General features: G+C 75.7%; 17 protein-coding genes. 5 read left to right on the top strand and 12 right to left on the bottom strand.

Annotated features, from left to right (window positions below):
* Positions 1 to 38: 38 nt before the first annotated feature.
* The 3 genes from EPD83_RS20875 to purB form a co-directional block, all read right to left on the bottom strand.
* Entirely contained in the window at positions 39 to 641 is a 603-nt protein-coding gene (locus tag EPD83_RS20875; protein WP_128365747.1) for a hypothetical protein, read from the bottom strand.
* A 136-nt stretch (positions 642 to 777) separates the two neighbouring features.
* A complete protein-coding gene (locus EPD83_RS10910) occupies positions 778 to 1281 on the bottom strand; it encodes a GNAT family N-acetyltransferase (RefSeq protein WP_128365748.1) in 504 nt (167 codons plus the stop codon).
* Positions 1278 to 2729, bottom strand: coding sequence for an adenylosuccinate lyase (gene purB, locus EPD83_RS10905; RefSeq protein WP_128365749.1), 1452 nt, complete (start codon positions 2727 to 2729; stop codon positions 1278 to 1280). The genes EPD83_RS10910 and purB overlap by 4 nt, the downstream gene beginning before the upstream one ends.
* A gap of 149 nt (positions 2730 to 2878) precedes the next feature.
* Between purB and EPD83_RS10900 the strand changes: the two genes are divergently transcribed.
* Positions 2879 to 3385, top strand: a complete 507-nt coding sequence (locus tag EPD83_RS10900; protein ID WP_205859500.1) for a GNAT family N-acetyltransferase — start codon at positions 2879 to 2881, stop codon at positions 3383 to 3385.
* 93 nt (positions 3386 to 3478) lie between these two features.
* Here EPD83_RS10900 and EPD83_RS10895 read toward each other — a convergent pair whose 3' ends face one another.
* From EPD83_RS10895 to EPD83_RS10885, 3 genes are all read right to left on the bottom strand, one after another.
* Positions 3479 to 3994 carry a low molecular weight protein-tyrosine-phosphatase gene (locus EPD83_RS10895; protein WP_128365750.1) on the bottom strand — a complete coding sequence of 172 codons (516 nt, stop codon included), beginning with the start codon at positions 3992 to 3994 and terminating at the stop codon, positions 3479 to 3481.
* Between the two features lie 100 nt (positions 3995 to 4094).
* Positions 4095 to 4856, bottom strand: a complete 762-nt coding sequence (gene bioD, locus EPD83_RS10890; RefSeq protein WP_235950518.1) for a dethiobiotin synthase — start codon at positions 4854 to 4856, stop codon at positions 4095 to 4097.
* Between the two features lie 11 nt (positions 4857 to 4867).
* Entirely contained in the window at positions 4868 to 5995 is a 1128-nt protein-coding gene (locus tag EPD83_RS10885; RefSeq protein WP_128365751.1) for an 8-amino-7-oxononanoate synthase, read from the bottom strand.
* 116 nt (positions 5996 to 6111) lie between these two features.
* Between EPD83_RS10885 and EPD83_RS10880 the strand changes: the two genes are divergently transcribed.
* The 3 genes from EPD83_RS10880 (at position 6112) to EPD83_RS10870 (ending at position 7953) form a co-directional block, all read left to right on the top strand.
* Positions 6112 to 7059 carry a hypothetical protein gene (locus tag EPD83_RS10880; protein ID WP_128367444.1) on the top strand — a complete coding sequence of 316 codons (948 nt, stop codon included), beginning with the start codon at positions 6112 to 6114 and terminating at the stop codon, positions 7057 to 7059.
* 11 nt (positions 7060 to 7070) lie between these two features.
* A complete protein-coding gene (locus tag EPD83_RS10875) occupies positions 7071 to 7430 on the top strand; it encodes a GntR family transcriptional regulator (protein ID WP_322095784.1) in 360 nt (119 codons plus the stop codon).
* Positions 7431 to 7536: 106 nt separating this feature from the next.
* Positions 7537 to 7953 (top strand): pyridoxamine 5'-phosphate oxidase family protein, encoded by a 417-nt coding sequence (locus EPD83_RS10870; RefSeq protein WP_128367446.1) that lies wholly within the window; start codon positions 7537 to 7539, stop codon positions 7951 to 7953.
* Positions 7954 to 7971: 18 nt separating this feature from the next.
* On the opposite strand, the gene EPD83_RS10865 is transcribed toward EPD83_RS10870, so the two are convergent.
* The 6 genes from EPD83_RS10865 to EPD83_RS10840 form a co-directional block, all read right to left on the bottom strand.
* A complete protein-coding gene (locus EPD83_RS10865) occupies positions 7972 to 9285 on the bottom strand; it encodes an adenosylmethionine--8-amino-7-oxononanoate transaminase (protein WP_128367447.1) in 1314 nt (437 codons plus the stop codon).
* 88 nt (positions 9286 to 9373) lie between these two features.
* Positions 9374 to 12526, bottom strand: a complete 3153-nt coding sequence (locus tag EPD83_RS10860) for a discoidin domain-containing protein (RefSeq protein ID WP_205859499.1) — start codon at positions 12524 to 12526, stop codon at positions 9374 to 9376.
* 263 nt (positions 12527 to 12789) lie between these two features.
* Positions 12790 to 13344, bottom strand: coding sequence for an NADPH-dependent FMN reductase (locus tag EPD83_RS10855; RefSeq protein WP_128367579.1), 555 nt, complete (start codon positions 13342 to 13344; stop codon positions 12790 to 12792).
* Positions 13345 to 13499: 155 nt separating this feature from the next.
* Positions 13500 to 13715, bottom strand: a complete 216-nt coding sequence (gene bsaP / locus EPD83_RS10850) for a biotin synthase auxiliary protein BsaP (RefSeq protein WP_128367578.1) — start codon at positions 13713 to 13715, stop codon at positions 13500 to 13502.
* Between the two features lie 44 nt (positions 13716 to 13759).
* Positions 13760 to 14773 (bottom strand): biotin synthase BioB, encoded by a 1014-nt coding sequence (gene bioB / locus EPD83_RS10845; RefSeq protein WP_128367784.1) that lies wholly within the window; start codon positions 14771 to 14773, stop codon positions 13760 to 13762.
* A 150-nt stretch (positions 14774 to 14923) separates the two neighbouring features.
* Positions 14924 to 15655 carry an AIM24 family protein gene (locus EPD83_RS10840; RefSeq protein ID WP_128367785.1) on the bottom strand — a complete coding sequence of 244 codons (732 nt, stop codon included), beginning with the start codon at positions 15653 to 15655 and terminating at the stop codon, positions 14924 to 14926.
* Between the two features lie 125 nt (positions 15656 to 15780).
* On the opposite strand from EPD83_RS10840, the gene EPD83_RS10835 reads away from it, so the two are divergent.
* A partial coding sequence (locus tag EPD83_RS10835; RefSeq protein ID WP_205859498.1) for a hypothetical protein occupies positions 15781 to 16188 on the top strand: 408 nt, incomplete at its 3' end.

Here is a 16188-nt window from a genome sequence, read left to right as displayed (position 1 = left end):
GATCGCACACCGCACACCGCACGCCGCCGTCCCCGGCGTCAGGGCGGCGGACCGATCTCCTGGGCCGTCGACCCGCAGCGCACCGTGCCCGTGAGGTCCGGGCGCGAGACGAGCGTGCAGGGGTGCTGCCACCGGTCGACCTCCGGACCGGCCGGCTCGGCGACCCAGGTGACCCGGCCGGACGGCTGGTACACCGCTGTGACGTCGCCGTCGACGGAGTCGGCCGTGAGCATCACGCGGCGGCCGTCCGCGCCGGTGACGACCTCGGACCGCCCACCCGTGCCCAGCAGACCGAAGAACGCGACGACCGCCAGGAGCGCCGCGACGCCGAGCCAGAGCGTCCCCCCGACGGCGGCCGTGACGACGCGGGCGCCGCCCCGGGCCCGCCGGGCCAGGACGAGCAGGAGCAGCAGCAGGAGCACGGCGAGGAGCACGGCCCCGGCGACGAGCGACCACGCCCGCCAGACCTGCGTGTCGAGGAGCACGACCTGGGTGACCCGACGCCCCCGGTCGTCCCGCCGAGGCAGCCGGCCGAGCAGGCCGAACACCGTCCACGGCACCACCGTCAGCGCGGCCGCCGACGCCAGCGCCCACTCCGACCGTCGTCCGTCCGGCCGCGCCGTCCCCTCCGAGGCCCCCATGGCCCCACCCCACCACCCGGCGTGTGGGCAGGGCGTCGCCGACGTGTGGAGGTTCCGTGCAGACGGGTCGCCCGGCCACGCGCCCGTGGGCAGAGGGGCCGCCGCCGCGGACGGACGCGCGCCGCGCGCCGGTGGGTCAGAGGGCGAGGGTGAGGAACGTGCTGTTGCGGTCCGGCCGGTAGTCGCCGAAGGGCTCGCAGTCGGTGAACCCGTGGCGGCGGTACAGCGAGCGGGCCGGCACGAAGACCTCGCCGGCGCCGGTCTCGAGGCTCACCCGGGTGGCGCCGCCGGCCCGGGCCGCGGCCAGGGCGTGGGCCAACAGCCGGCGACCGAGCCCGCTGCCGCGCAGGATGGGCGAGACCCGCATCGTCTTCAGCTCGACGTGCCCGCCGCCGAGGTCCTTGAGCGCCACGGACCCGACGAGCCCCCCGCCGGCCTCCGCGACCCAGAGCCGGACGGCGGGGTCGGCGAACTGCTCGAGGGTCAGGGCGTGCCGGCTGCACGCGGGCGCCGTCGGCTCCATCTCGGCGAGGTGCTCGGCGACGAGGTCCCCGACCCGCGGGTCGGCGAGGTCGGCCGGGACGATCGCGACGGGGCCGTCCCCGGTTACGCCGTCACCGGGGCGCGGGCCGGCGGTCATCCGAGGTGGCGGACCAGGGCGGGGGCGAGGCCGGTGTAGGTCTGCGGGGTGAGGGCGGCGAGCCGCTGCTCGACCTCGGGCGGCAGGCCCAGTCCGCGGACGAACTCCACGAGGTCGTCCTGTCCGATCCGCCGGCCGCGGGTCAGCTCCTTGAGGCGCTCGTAGGGCTCCTCCATGCCCGGCACGCCCTGCGCGCCGAGCGCCCGCATCGCCGACTGCACGGCCTCGCCGAGCACCTCCCAGTTGCGGTCGAGGTCGGCGGCCATGGCCTCGGGGACGGCGTCGAGCCCGTCGAGCCCGCGGCGGGCGTTGTCGATGGCCAGCAGGCTGTGCCCGAACGCGGAGCCGATGTTGCGCTGCATCGAGGAGTCGGTGAGGTCCCGCTGGAGCCGGCTCTGCACGAGCGTCGCGGACAGCACGTCGAACAGCGCGTTGCTCACCTCGAGGTTGGCCTCGGCGTTCTCGAACCGGATTGGGTTGACCTTGTGCGGCATCGTCGAGGAGCCCACCGTGCCCTGCCCGCGGACCTGGGCGAAGTACCCCATCGAGATGTAGGACCACACGTCGGTGCACATGTTGTGCAGCACCCGGTTGAAGCGGGCGAGGTCGGCGTAGAGCTCGGCCTGCCAGTCGTGGCTCTCGATCTGCGTCGTCAGCGGGTTCCAGGTGAGCCCGAGGTGCTCGACGAAGGACCGGCTCAGCGCCTCCCAGTCGGCGCCGGGGACGGCGGCGACGTGCGCGCCGTAGGTGCCGGTGGCGCCGTTGAGCTTGCCGAGGAACTCCGCGTCCTCGATCCGCCGGAGCTGCCGGCGCAGCCGCCAGGCGAGGACGGCGAGCTCCTTGCCCATCGTCGTCGGCGTCGCCGGCTGGCCGTGGGTGTGCGCGAGCAGCGGGACGTCGGCGAGGTCGGCGGCCATGCTCGCGAGGTCGTCGACGAGGGCGCGGGCGCGGGGCAGCCACACCTCGTGGACGGCACCGCGGACCATGACGGCGTAGGAGAGGTTGTTGATGTCCTCGCTCGTGCAGCAGAAGTGCACGAGCTCGGCGAGGCCTGCGTCCTCTTCTGCTGGCGCGATCTCGCGCAGGCGGGTCTTGAGGACGTACTCGACGGCCTTGACGTCGTGCAGCGTGACCCGTTCGATGTCGCCGAGCTCGTCGATCTGGGCGGCGCCGAAGTCGCGGACGACGGCGCGCAGGGTGTCCTGCTCGGCCGGGGTGAGGCGACGGACGCCGGGGAGCACCTCGCGCTCGGTGAGGTGGACGAGCCACTCGACCTCGACGTGGAGGCGGGCGCGGTTGAGCGCGGGCTCGCTGAGGTGGTCGACGAGCGGCGCGACGACCCCGCGGTAGCGACCGTCCAGCGCACCGAGGGCGATCGGCGGCTCGACGTCGGCGAGGCGGGTCGTGTGCGAGAGGCCGCCGGGCGCGGCGTCGGTCGTGCTCGTCATGTCTCCAGTGTCCCAGAGCGGCACGCCCCCGCCGTCCCGGCGTCGGCTGCCGGACGGCGACGACCACCCGGCCGGCCGTCGGTGTGGGCGAGGTGGTCGGGGGCAGTGCCCCCGCCGCCCGGAGCGACGGCGGGCCTAGCGTGGGACGGGTGGACCCGACCCATGACCTGACCGTCCGGGCCGTCGACCGGCGGGACCTGCCGCTGCTCGAGCGCTGGCAGCCGACCGGCGCCTCGGCCGTCCACGAGACCCGGGTCGCGCGGGTGGAGGAGGGCGCCAGCACCTACCTCGTCGCGTTCGACGGCGCCGGGCCCGTCGGGTCCTGCGAGGTGCGGTGGGACGGGCCGCCGGCGCCCGAGGTGTCCGACGGCGTGCCGGAGGTCAACGGCCTGCAGGTGTGGCCGCAGGAGCGGCAGGGCTCGGGCGTCGGCTCGCGGCTGCTCGACCACGTCGAGGCCCTCGTCGCCGGCGCCGGGCACCGGGGCGTCGGCCTGGGCGTCGACCCCGCGAACGAGGGCGCCCTGCGGCTCTACCGCCGCCGCGGCTACCTCGACACCGGCACGCGCTACCCCGACCGGTACACCGTCGTCGACGACGACGGGGTGCGCCGCGAGTCGGCCGACGTCGTCGCCTGGCTCGTCAAGCCGCTGCCCTGACCGCCGCCGCCGTCCTCACGTCGACCGCCGGACCGGGTCCGGCGCGGTCGGTCGCCGCACGGCCACCGACGGGGTCGAGCCCGGCGGGAGGGGTCAGCCCTCGAGCTCGGCGCGGACGTGCTCGACGATGCCGGGGACGGCGGCGGTGATCTCGGCGTAGGTCTGCTCGTACTCGGCGTCGCCGCCGTACCAGGGGTCGTCCATGCCCAGCTCGCCGGCAGCGACGGCGTCGGGGTCGAAGGAGCGGACGAGGCGCACGCGCCCGCGCTCCTCGTCGGTCCGGGCGAGGCGGGTCAGCCGGTCGGCGTGCGCGTGGTCGGCGGCCAGGACGAGGTCGACGTCGTCGAACCAGTCGGCCTGGAACTGCCGCGCCCGGTGCTCGGACCAGCCGGTGTCCGGGTGGCCGTGCCGCTGCAGGGTCGCGACGGTCCGCCGGTGCGGCGGGTTGCCGAGCTCCTCGGTGGAGGTGCCCGCGGAGTCGACCTCGACGCGGTCGCCGAGCCCGGCGTCGTCGAAGGCCTCGCGCAGGAGGAACGCGGCCATCGGCGAGCGGCAGATGTTGCCGTGGCAGACGGTGGTGACGCGGTACGGACGGTCGGCGGCGCTCATCCGCCCATCCTCGCAAGCCGCCCCCGCACCCGCCGACGTGGGTGCGGCTGGCCGTGAGGTCACCGGCCACCGGGGTCACGTCCCGGTCGGGGCCGGCGGGTCAGGCGATGGCGAAACAGCCGGGGACCGCGGCCGTGAACGCGTCGGCGGCCAGGGTGCCGGCGCCCTCGGGCACCCGCCCCCACAGCGGCGCCCCGGTGACCCGTGGCAGGTCGTGGAGGTTCTCGGTCTCGGCCAGGTCCGGGTCCTGCGGCCACGACCCGACGACGACGCCGAGCAGCGGCAGCGACCGCGCCCGCAGGGCCTCGGCGGTGAGCGCGGCCGTGCTGAGCACCCCGAGACCGGCCGACGCGACGAGCACGACACCGCAGGACACGCCCTTGTAGCGCAGCGCCGTCCCGAGGTCGGCGAGCGTGCCGCCGCGGGCGTCGAGGCGGACGAGCAGGCCGCCCGCGCCCTCGACGAGGGTGACGTCGTGTCCGGTGGCGATCTCGCCGATCCGCTTGGCGTGCAGCGCGACCGGCGGCAGCTGGGTGCCGTCGCGACGGGCGGCGGCCTCGGGCGAGAGCGGGTCCTTCAGCCGGACGAGCTCGTGCACCGGCAGGTCGTCACCGACCAGCCGGCGCACCTCGTCGACGTCGCCGGGCTCGTCGTCGACGACACCGGTCTGGGTCGGCTTGACGACGGCGACGCTGCTGCCGCGTCCGCGGACGAGGGCGGCGAGGGCGGCGGTGACGACGGTCTTGCCGACACCGGTGCCCGTGCCGGTGACGAGGACCACCGACGGCAGGGCCCGCCCGTCGACCGTCCCGGTGGCGTCGACGTCGTCCGCGGACCCCTCGGTCCCGTAGGTCCCGGACACCGGCGCGGCCGTCAGACCGGGGCCGGGACGAGGTCGGCGAGGACGGCGCAGGCGCGCTCGAGCTCGTGGGCGCCGTGGTCGGCGTGCGCGGTGAGCCGCAGCCGCGAGGAGCCGTCGGGCGTCGAGGGCGGCCGGAACGCCCCGACCCGGATGCCCTCCGCGCGGGCGCGCTCGACGGCCTCGACCGTCTCGTGCGGCCCCGGCATGCGCACGGACATCACCGCACCGTCGGGCACGGGGATCCCGCAGACCTCGGCCAGGCGGGCGGCGTTGGCGTGGACGCGGGGGAGGAGCTCGGGGTGCTCGTGCAGGACGCCGATGGCGGCGAGCGCGGCCCCCGCCGACGCCGGCGCCAGCCCGGTGTCGTAGACGAAGGGCCGGGCGGTGTTGACGAGGTGGTCGCGCACGACCGGGTCGGCGAGCACGAGGCCGCCCTGGGCGGCGAACGACTTCGACAGCGTGCCGGTGGCGACGACGTGCTCGGCGCCGAGCGCGCCGATCGACGCGAGCAGGCCGGCGCCGCCGGGCCCGAGCACCCCGAGGGCGTGGGCCTCGTCGACGACGAGCATCGCGCCGGCCTCGGCGGTGAGGGCGACGAGGTCCTCGACCGGCGCGGTGTCGCCGAGCACCGAGTACACGGACTCGGCGACGACGACGGCCCGCGGCACGTCGCGGCGGGCCAGCAGCTCGGCGACGTGCTCGAGGTCGTTGTGCCGGGCGACGTTGACCGCGGCGCGCGAGAGCCGGCAGCCGTCGATGAGCGAGGCGTGCGCGTGCTCGTCGCTGACGATGAGGGTGCCGGCGTCGGCCAGGCCGGCGACGGCGGCGAGGTTGGCCTGGTAGCCGCTGGACAGCACGAGGGCCGAGGGCGCCCCGGTGAGCCCGACGAGCGCGGACTCGAGCTCCTCGTGCACGTCGAGGGTGCCGGTGACCAGGCGCGACGCCCCGGCCCCGGACCCGTAGGTCTCGACCGCGGCGACGGCCCCCGCGACCACGGCGGGGTGGTGGCGCAGCCCCAGGTAGTCGTTCCCGGCGAGGTCGACGATGTCGGCGGACTTCGTCACCGAGAGCCGCCGCACGAGCCCCGCGGCCTCCCGGGCGGCGGCGGCCTCCTTCAACCAGTCGAGCGTCCCCGTCATTCCTCGATCCTCCCACGGACTCCGGACAGCCACCTTGTATCAAGTGCTTGACACAAACCCCGCGCGTGCTGCACCCTCCCTTTTGTACCACTCACTCGACACAAGATGGAGGCGCCATGCGCATCCTGGTCCTCGCCCTCCCGTTCGCGCTCGTCGCCACCGTCCTGGCCGTGGCCCGGCGGCACACCGTCGTCCTCGGCATCGCCGAGCACGCCGCCGTCGTCGACGTCGCCCGGCGCACCCGCCTGTCCCGGGTCCTCGGCCTCCTCGGGGGGCTGCTGGCCGCGGGGCTGCTCGCCGTCGCCGGCGGCCAGGTCGACGCGCTGGGCCGGGTGAGCGCCCTGGCACCGGCGGTCCTCGGCGCGGGCGTCCTGCTCGGCACCGTCGTCGGTGAGCTCACCGGGCACCGGGCCGGCGGCGTGCGGCGGTCGGCCCCGGTCGAGACGCGTCGCGTCCGCGACGTCCTCCCCCGGGGGCACGCCGCGGTCCTGGGCGTCGGGACCGCGCTGCTCGTGGGATCGCTCGCGGCGGGGACGGCGTGGGGGGCGCCGGACGACCTGGGCCGTGCCGGGCGGTACTTCCAGGTCGCGTGCACCACCGTGGTGGACGGCGTGGCGACGCAGTACGGCTCGGGCCGTGGGCCGTTCCCGGGGTCGTACTACGCGGTGCCGCTGCTGGCGGCGTTCGCCGTGCTCGGCCTGCTCACGCTGCTCGCCCTGCGCGCCGTCGTGCGCCGGCCGCGCCCGGGGGTCGAGAGCCTCGGCCTCGACACGACGCTGCGCCGCTGGTCGGTCGCCGCGGTGCTCGAGGGGGCGACCGTGGCGGTCCTCGGGACCCTGGCGCCGGTCGCGGCCTTCCTCTCCTCCGGTCTCGACGGCGGGCTGTGCGGGCTCTCGCCGCTGCAGGCCGCGGTGAAGGCCGGCGCCGGGGTCGTCGCGCCGCTGGCCCTCGTCGGGGCGTCCGCGGTGCTGGGGGTCCTCGTCGCGGCGCCGCGGCTGCGGGTCGAGGACCTGCCCCGGCCGACGCCGGGCGACGCCTCGTCCGTGGGCGCCCCCGTCCGATGACGCTCTCGACGGTGACGGTCGACGTGCTCGACCCCACGCCTCCTTACGAGCAGCTCCGCCGTCAGCTGGCCGACCTCGTCGGCAGCGGCGTCCTGGCGCCCGGCGACCGGCTGCCGCCGGTGCGCCAGCTGGCCGCCGACCTCGGCCTCGCGACGGGCACGGTGGCCCGCACCTACCGCGAGCTGGAGCAGGCGGGCTACGTGCGCTCGCGCCGGGGTGGCGGCACCCGGGTCGCGCCGCACCCCCCGGCGGCGGTCACCCCGCAGGCCGCCCTCGAGGACGCCGCCCGGGCCTACCTCGAGCGGGCGGCCGTCCTCGGGGTGTCGACGGACGAGGCGGTCTCGGTGCTCGTGCGGGTGGTGGGCCGGTGAGCCGGCCGGCCCCGCCGCGCCGGCTGCCCCCGGTGTCCCCGGTCGCGGGCATGCTGGGAGGCGGGGCGCCGGCCGCGGCGTCCGTCCCGACCGAGGAGGACCTCCCGTGCCCAAGCCCCCGATCCCGCCCGAGACCCTCGACCTGCTGAGGGCGCCGAACCCGGCCGTCGTCGCCGTCCTCCTGCCCGGCGGGACCCCGATGTCGGTCGCCACCTGGTACCTCGTCGAGGACGACGGCACGGTCCTGCTCAACATGGACGCCGAGCGCGCCCGGGTGTCCTGGATGCGCGAGCACCCCGAGGTCGCGCTCACGGCCCTGAAGGAGGGCGAGTGGTACACCCACGTGAGCGTCCGCGGACGGGTCGTGCGCTGGGAGGACGACGAGGCCACCGCCCTCGCCGACATCGACCGGCTCGCCGTCTACTACACCGGGCAGCAGTACCGGGTGCGCGACCGGCCGCGGGTCAGCTGCTGGGTCGAGGTCGAGCACTGGCACGGCTGGGGCGCGGCCCGGGCCGACTGACCCCGGCGCCCGGCCGCGTCACCCGTGGACGTCGGCCACCGCGCCGACGAGCCCCGCGGTGAGGAGCGCGAGGTCGTCGCCGGAGGTGACGTAGGGCGGCATCGTGTAGACGAGGTCGCGGAAGGGCCGGACCCACACGCCGCGGGCCAATGCGGCGGCGGTGACCTCGGCGACGCGGACGGGCTCGCGCAGCTGGACGACGCCGACGGCGCCGAGGGTGCGCACGTCGGCCACCGACGTCAGGGCGCGGGCCGGGGCCAGGCCCTCGGCCAGGCCGCGTCCGACGCGCGCCACCTCCGCCTCGGTGTCGCGCGCGGTGACGAGGTCGAGGCTCGCGGCGGCCACGGCGCAGGCGAGCGGGTTGCCCATGAACGTCGGGCCGTGCATGAGCCCGCCGGCCTCGCCGCGGCTCACCCCCTCGGCGACCTCGCGGGTGCACAGCATCGCCGCGAGGGAGACGTAGCCGCCGGTCAGCGCCTTGCCGACGCAGAGGATGTCCGGGGTCGACACGACCCGGTCGCCGGCCCAGCGCGGGCCGGTGCGGTGCAGGCCGGTGGCGATCTCGTCGTGGACGACGAGGGCGCCGTGGGCGCGGGCCAGCCGGTGCAGCACCCCGAGGACGTGCGGGCTGTAGGCGTGCATCCCGCCGGCCCCCTGGAGCACCGGTTCGAGGACCACCGCGGCGATGTCGTCGGCGTGCGCGGAGAACAGGTCGGTCGTCGCGCGCTCCCAGGCGAGCAGGTCGGGGTCGTCGGCGGCGCGGTCCACACCGCCGGGCGGCCGGGGGGCGAAGACGTGCTCGGGCAGGACGCCGCGGAAGAGGGAGTGCATGCCGCCGACGGGGTCGGTGACGGACATCGGGCTGAAGGTGTCGCCGTGGTAGCCGCCGCGGACGGTGAAGAAGCGGGTGCGGGGCCGGCCCGCCGCGAGGTGGTACTGGAGCGCCGCCTTCATCGCCACCTCGACCGACACCGACCCGGAGTCGGCGAGGAACACGTGCTCCAGGCCGTCCGGGGCGAGGTCGCGCAGCCGGCGGGCCAGCCCGACGGCGGGCTCGTGGGTGAGGCCGCCGAACATCACGTGCGCCATCCGGTCCAGCTGCCCGCGGGCGGCGGCGTTCAGCTCCGGGACGCGGTAGCCGTGGATGGCGCACCACCACGAGCTCATCGCGTCGATGACCTCGCGGCGGGTGCCGTCCCGGTCGCGGACGTGCAGGCGCACCCCCTCGGCGGACTCGACGAGGTACGGGGCGTGCGGGCTCAGCGCCGAGGAGTACGGGTGCCAGACGTGGTCGCGGTCGAACGCGAGCAGGTCGGCGAGGTCGGCGTCCACCGCCCCATCATCCCGCCCGACCGCCGGGGCCCCGCCGCCCCGTCCGCCACCGTGCGGGCTGCGGGGCGGCGGGAGCGGGGAGGGCAGGTCAGGCGGGCAGGACCGACAGGGACGTCACCGCGACCCGGCGACCCGAGGACGCGGGGGCGGTGACCGCCAGCGCGACGTAGCGCGCGGACCGTCCGACCTCGAGACCGGCGCCCGTCGTCGACGGGGTGACCCGGCCGACCTCGGTGAACTCCAGCCCGTCGTCCGAGACCGCGACCGTGCCGGTGCCCGACGGCGAGCCCCAGCCGACCCGGACCCGCCCGATGTCGTGGGCGCCGCCGAGGTCGACCACCATGCGGCCGTCGCCCTCGACCTGCCACGCGGTCGCGGCGTCGCCGTCGACGGCGGCGGCGGGCGAGGTCATCGTCGGGGGCAGCGGCGAGGTCGGGAAGGTCTGCCGGTCCAGGGCGAGGTCGGCCAGCGGGAACGGGGTGCCGCCGGGGTCCCGGACCGTCGTCGTGCGCGCCGGGACGACGCCGATCCGCTGGGTCCGGCCGGTCGCGAACTCGACGTCGACCAGGGCCTGCACCCCGCCGAGCCGCACGGTGGCGGCGTCCACCACCTCGACGACGAGACCTGCGGGGGGTCGCGCGCCCCCGACCGAGACCGACAGGCGCGGCGGCAGGACGACCGCCGAGGAGGCCCCGAGCGCGGCCTCGAGGACGGTCCCGTCCGCGGTCACCGTCTGACGGCCCTCGTGGCACGCGACGGGGCCGGAGCCCGGGTGCGGCAGGAGGACCTCCGTGCGGACCTCGGCCCCACCGAGGTTGAACAGGCTGAGGTGCCCGCCGGCGAGCGAGGCGGTGAGGCTGCCGTCCGCCACCCGCGGGGCGAGCGCCTCGGCGGCCGCCGCCGTGGCCGGCAGGTCGTCCGAGCGGACGTCGGGAAGGCCCTCGACGACCATCCCGGCGCTGCCCGAGGCCGGACCGGCGGACAGGCACAGGGCGGCGTCGCTGATCTCGATGGGGTTGCGCGACCCGCGGACGAGGAAGGCGACCCGGTCGTCGATGCCGAGCCAGCCCGAGGTCCGGGTGACGGCGGGGTAGACGACGCGGGTGGTCCACGTCGTGCCGTCGTCGGAGGTCTGCAGCTCGTAGGCGGTCGCGTTCGCGGCCTCCCAGTCGATGCGCACCGTGGCGATCGAGGTCGGCTCGCCCAGGTCGACCGCGATCCAGCTGTCCTGGCGGAGCCGGTCGCCCCGGGAGACCGCCCAGCGGGTGCTCGGGTCGCCGTCGGTGGCCAGCCGCGCCTCCTTGCCCCCGTCCTGCGACGAGGCGGTCGTCGGCCGGCCGACGGCCAGGTCGGGACCGCCTCGCCGGTCGCGGACCTCGAGGGACCAGATGGAGTACCCGTACTTGTTCACGGCGCGGACGCCGAGCATGCGGACGTGGCGGGCGGTGACGCCGTGCAGGTCGAGGACGTCGCGACGGACGACACCGGAGGGCAGGGGGCCGCCGGAGTCGGAGGACTCGACCTCGACCGGGCCCTCGGCCGTGGCGAAGGTGCGGGTGCCGTCGAGACCCCGGACGCCGGGCATCGTGAGGTTGTGCAGGCCGTAGGTCCCCTCACGGTCCGCGACACCGGAGCTCGAGATGACGATGCTCCCGTCCGGGAGCGTCGTCATGCCGACCCGCCCGTCGTCGAGGGTCAGCACGGTCGCCGACGCGTGGAACCCGTCGCGGGCGGGGGAGTACACGGTGGTGTCGCGGGCGTTGGCGCGCAGCGACGTGCTCGGCAGGTACATCGGGGACGCGCCGCCGAGGTTGAAGAACCAGTCGTCGTGGTCGGGCTGCCAGGCCAGCTTGGTGAAGCCCGGCTTGCTGAGCGCGCCGGCCCAGGCGCGGGCGGTCTGGTGCGACACCATCCCGATGCCGTCTCCGAGGTCGACGGCACCGGCGGCCGCGGCGAACATCTCGGCCTGGCCGGACGGGGCCACCGCGCCGCCGTTCGCCGCCCGCCACTCGTGGAAGAGCAGGCTCATCGTGATCTCGGCCCGCGTCTCGGGCTCGTACTTCGGCTCGCCGGAGAACTTGGCCAGCCGGTACTCCGGCGGGTAGTCCAGGTAGGGCAGCAGCTGGTGGGCGAGGTTGCTCTCGGCCTGCGCCGCGTGCGGGTCGCCCAGCACCTGGGCGAGGAAGGCCAGGGGGATGACGTCACGGCCGAACAGGTGCTCGCGGTCGTCGACCATCGGCATGAGCGGCTCGCCGGAGTCGCTCATCACGCCGAGGATGACGCGCCACAGCGGGTCGCTGTTCGGCTGGTGGGTGATGACCTCGGGCAGCTCGCGGCCCGCGGCGATGAAGTGCGCGGCGTTGCGCCCGCCGGTCCTCCACAGCTCGCTCTGGTAGTGCGGGCCGAAGGAGCCGTGGTTCTCGACGGCGAAGGTGTCCCAGACGTTGTGGGCGCGGTTGTCCGAGACGGGGGCGCCACCGACCATGGTCGGGTTCGCGGCGTCGGCGGCGGGGAGGCCGGCCTGGTTGCGGCCCCACAGCGAGAACGTGTCGAGCCACTCCTGCGCGTGCGGGTCGTCCCCGGACCACGCGAGTCCGGGGCCGATGGCCTGCGCGTAGACGCCCATCTCCTCGAGCTTGGTGTCGCCGCGGTAGCCGCCCTGCAGGCCGTTGGGGGTCCAGCTCCCGGACATCGGGTCACGGGCGGTGCCCAGGGCGACCGTGTAGTCGGCCTGCGCGGTCCCGATGAGCTCGACGTTGCGCCGGGTGGGGGCGTCGAGCTCGTCCCACAGGAGGCGGGCGGCCAGGACGAAGTAGGTCTGGAACGTGGTGTCCCAGAACAGGCGCTGTCCCCACCCGCTTCCGCCGGCGTTGCGGTTGGTGGCGGCGTAGTGCCTGATGGTCGCGAGGGTCCGCGAGCGCAGCTCGTCCTCGCTGATGCCGGCCTCGTCGGCGTCGTAGGTGCCCCGGGTCAGGAGCATCGCGTGGCCGAGCACGACACCGAAGCCGAAGTCGCCGAAGCGGTAGACCCCGGCCCCGGCGTCCCGCTGCGACTCCGTCCAGCGGGTGTGCCGCAGCAGGACCCGGTGGTAGAGCGACGCCACCGCGTCGTCCGTCAGCCAGGCGGCGGGGGCGACGGCCGCCCGTGCGGCCGGCGCGTGCGTCGCCGACAGCCACGCCGTCATCCCTCCCGCCCCGAGGAGTCCGAGGTACTGGCGGCGGGTGCTGACGAGCGGTGTCATGCCGCGAGATGGTGCAGGGCGGCGTCGTCGCAGGTCAACGCGCGAGGAAGCCCTTGTCCGGACCGGACAGTCCGCAGGACATCGTCACGGCGACCCGCTGACACGGCCCCGACCGACGAGTCGGGCCGTCGGAGAGGCCCGCTCCGCACGACGCCGGACATCGCCGACCGGGTCGGTGGCAGCCGGTCCGGCCGGGCCGCCGGACACGCGTGCCGGCGGGAGGGGCCGGACCCAGGCGCTCGGGCGGGCGGGGGGAGCCGGGGTCAGGCGGCGGTGCGGTGCGCCCGGACCTGCTCGGCGAGGCGACGGACGAGACCGCGCAGCGCGTCGTCGAGCTCGGGGTCGGTGAGCCGGCCATCCGCGAAGGCCTGGAACGCGGACCCGACGCCGACGGTGTCCTCGAGCACGTCGGCCCCGGCGACGCGCAGCACCCGCACGCCGTCCTCGCGGGCCCACTGGGCGGCGCGCGGCGACCCACTGGCGCCCAGGACGGCGGCCGGGGTGCCGGCGATGGCCGAGGCGCCGCGCGGGCGGGAGGTCCAGTCGACGGCGTTCTTCAGCGCGCTCGGGAGCGAGCCGTTGTACTCCGGGGTGACGAGCAGCAGCGCGTCGGCGTCGGCGACGGCCTCGCGCAGGTCGCGGGCGACCTCGGGCAGCGCGTCGTCGTGGTCGAGCTCCTCGGAGTAGTGCGGGAGGTCGGCGAGGCGCTCGAAGACGGTGGCCTGCACGTCGGCCGGGAGGTGGGCGACGGCGGCGTCGGCGAGTCGGCGGTTCGTGGAGTCGGGCCGGAGGCTGCCGACGAGGACGAGGACGTTCATGATCACTCCTGGGGCGGGATCGGGCAGGGCGATCGACGCTGATCGTGTGGTTGAACGGTCAACCACCATGCCGCATTCCCGCCGGCGCTCGCGGAGTCGGGTGGCCAGGTGGGCGCTCCGGCAGCCGCCCCGGCACCCGACGTGGAGAGGGGGACTCAGGACCAGGTCGAACGCTCGACCGACCCGTGCCGGCTGCACGTCGCCGTCCACGCCCCCGGGGTCACCTGCACCCGCATCCGGCGGCGGCAGTGCACGCAGAACCGCGGGGGCTCCAGCTCGGCCCGGGCGGCGCAGCGGTCGTGCCCGGCCGCGTCGTCGCGGGCCTCGCCGCACTGCCCGCACCAGGCGCCCGCGTCGCCGACGCGCGGCACCGGCTCGGGCGTCCCCGCGTCCGCGACCACCGACGGGCCGCCGCTCAGAAGGTCTCGCCCAGCGCCCGGATCGGCATCTCGAGCTCGTCGAGCAGCGCCAGGTCCTCGCGCGGGTCGCGGCCGAGCGTCGTGAGGTAGTTGCCGACGATGACGGCGTTGATGCCGCCGAGCAGGCCGTCGCGGGTGCCGAGGTCGCCGAGGGTCAGCTCGCGGCCGCCGGCGTAGCGCAGGATCGTGCGGGGCAGGGCCAGCCGGAAGGCGGCGACGGTGCGCAGCGCGTCGGCGGGCTCCATCGGCGGCAGGTCGCCGAACGGCGTGCCGGGGCGCGGGTTGAGGAAGTTCAGCGGGACCTCGTGCGGCTCGAGCTCGGCCAGCTGCGCGGCGAGCTCGGCGCGCTGCTCGAGGGTCTCGCCCATCCCCACGAGGCCCCCGCAGCACAGCTCCATGCCGGACTCCTTGACCATCCGGCAGGTGTCGAGCCGCTCGTCGTAGCTGTGCGTCGTCACGACCCGGGGGAAGAAAGACCGGCCGGCCTCGAGGTTGTGGTTGTACCGGTGCACGCCCATGTCGACGAGCTCGTCGACCTGGTGCTGGGTGAGCATGCCGAGCGAGGCGGCGACCTCGATGTCGACGGCGGCCTTGATGGCGGCGACGCCCTCGCGCATCTGCTCCATGAGCCGGTCGTCGGGGCCGCGGACGGCGGCGACGATGCAGAACTCGGACGCGCCGGTGGCGGCCGTCTGCTTCGCGGCGCGGACGAGCTCGGGGATGTTCAGCCACACCGAGCGCACCGGCGAGGTGAACTGCCCCGACTGCGAGCAGAAGTGGCAGTCCTCGGGGCAGCCGCCGGTCTTCAGCGACACGATGCCCTCGACCTCGACGCTCGGCCCCTGGTAGCGCAGCCGCACCTCGTGGGCGAGCGCGAGCAGGTCCTGCAGCCGGTCGTCACCGGTGCGCAGGACGTCGAGCACCTGCTCCTTCGTGAGGGGGACGCCGCGCCCGAGCACCTGCTCGCGCGCGACGTCGAGGATGTCCGTGCCGGTCGCCTGAGCCGTCATGCCGTGCATTCTGGCGCACCGGGTGCGGTGTCCGTCGCGCCGGACCGGGTCGCCGGCGCCGGATCACCGCGGAACCTTCGGGTTCGCGCCCCTTCGGAGGGTGGGCGAACCCGAAGGTTCCGGGATCAGGCGAGAAAGTTGGCGCAGGGGTCAGCCGTCGAGGAGGCCGCCGAGCATGCCCCCGCCGCCGCGGTTCCCGCTGCTCTGGTGGCCGCCGTCGACGACGTTCTCGCTCGGCTGGACGAGCACGTAGCCCTGGCCGCCGAAGGCCATCTGCAGCAGCTCGCCGGTGCCGCCTCGCAGCATCGAGCCGATGCCGCCGGTGTCGACCCGCACGTCCATCGACACCCCGGCGGTCCACAGGACGACGGCCTGGGCATCGGCGAAGGTCGGCGACGACGCGACGTCGAGCGCGACGGGGTCGCCCTTGGTCGTCACGGCGACGTAGCCGGTGCCCCGCAGCGAGACGTTGTAGAGGCCGCCGGTCATCATCCCGCCGCGGGCTTGGATGCGGTGGATGTCCCACTGGATCGAGGCGGAGAAGGCGAGGACGTTGTTGCCGTTGACCGAGATCATGTCGTTCTCGAGGTACAGGACCTGCACCTCGGCGGCCTCGTCGGCGACGAACAGCTCGCCGGAGCCGGTGCACTCCATCATCCGCACGCCCTCGCCGGTCATCGCCGACTTGAGGAACTTGCCCATCCCGCCGGACCCGCGGTTCTGGAAGCGCACGTCACCCTGGTAGGCGACCATCGAGCCCGTCTTCGCGTGCACCGCCCCGTACCGCATGTCGATGCGCAGCAGCTTCTTGTTCTGCAGCGCGAACGGGTCCTGGGTCTGCTTCTCGCGGAAGTCCTGGAACAGCGAGCCGTGGATCGTCATGGGGGGAGGGTCACCTTCCGTGCGTCGGGTGGCGGCCCACCCTCTCGGGGTCAACGCTAGAAGGGACGGTGCCCGGCTCGCTATGGTTCCGGGACAGCCCGAGGGTCGGACCAGGGAGGACCCCGATGAGCTTCTTCGACCGCGCCAAGGCCGCCGCGAACGACCTGGCCGCCAAGGCGGACGTCGCGATGACGAACGCCGGGATCGACGCGAACATCGGCGGCGGGCCCAGCCCGAACAAGGCCCTGCGCGACCTCGGGGTGCTCGCCTGGCTGGAGGCCACCGACCGGCCCGTCGACCCCGCCGACCGCGAGCGCGTCCTGGACACCCTGCGCGAGCTGGAGCTGTCCGGGAGGCTGGGGCCGCTCACCGTCTCCCCGCCCGAGACCCGCCACGACGCCCCGCCCCCGCCCACGGGAGCAGCCGCGACGGCCGCCGCCACCGGCAGCGCCGCGGGGATGCCGGCCGCCCCGCCACCGCCGCCCACCGGCGGGACGGCGCCTCCGCCGCCACCCCCGCCGCCGGGTGCGGCC

This window comes from Phycicoccus flavus, assembly GCF_004025965.2.
In the GTDB taxonomy this organism is placed as follows: domain Bacteria; phylum Actinomycetota; class Actinomycetes; order Actinomycetales; family Dermatophilaceae; genus Phycicoccus; species Phycicoccus flavus.
Note: the sequence above shows the minus strand (reverse complement) of the source record. Positions and strands in the feature narration are given on the sequence as shown.

What these genes read in the sequence shown, in the direction of transcription:
- EPD83_RS20875 (WP_128365747.1), bottom strand. Translation starts at nt 641, where the DNA reads ATGGGGGCCTCGGAGGGGACGGCGCGGCCGGACGGACGACGGTCGGAG.
- EPD83_RS10910 (WP_128365748.1), bottom strand. Translation starts at nt 1,281, where the DNA reads ATGACCGCCGGCCCGCGCCCCGGTGACGGCGTAACCGGGGACGGCCCC.
- purB (WP_128365749.1), bottom strand. Translation starts at nt 2,729, where the DNA reads ATGACGAGCACGACCGACGCCGCGCCCGGCGGCCTCTCGCACACGACC.
- EPD83_RS10895 (WP_128365750.1), bottom strand. Translation starts at nt 3,994, where the DNA reads ATGAGCGCCGCCGACCGTCCGTACCGCGTCACCACCGTCTGCCACGGC.
- EPD83_RS10885 (WP_128365751.1), bottom strand. Translation starts at nt 5,995, where the DNA reads ATGACGGGGACGCTCGACTGGTTGAAGGAGGCCGCCGCCGCCCGGGAG.
- EPD83_RS10880 (WP_128367444.1), top strand. Translation starts at nt 6,112, where the DNA reads ATGCGCATCCTGGTCCTCGCCCTCCCGTTCGCGCTCGTCGCCACCGTC.
- EPD83_RS10860 (WP_205859499.1), bottom strand. Translation starts at nt 12,526, where the DNA reads ATGACACCGCTCGTCAGCACCCGCCGCCAGTACCTCGGACTCCTCGGG.
- EPD83_RS10855 (WP_128367579.1), bottom strand. Translation starts at nt 13,344, where the DNA reads ATGAACGTCCTCGTCCTCGTCGGCAGCCTCCGGCCCGACTCCACGAAC.
- bioB (WP_128367784.1), bottom strand. Translation starts at nt 14,773, where the DNA reads ATGACGGCTCAGGCGACCGGCACGGACATCCTCGACGTCGCGCGCGAG.
- EPD83_RS10840 (WP_128367785.1), bottom strand. Translation starts at nt 15,655, where the DNA reads ATGACGATCCACGGCTCGCTGTTCCAGGACTTCCGCGAGAAGCAGACC.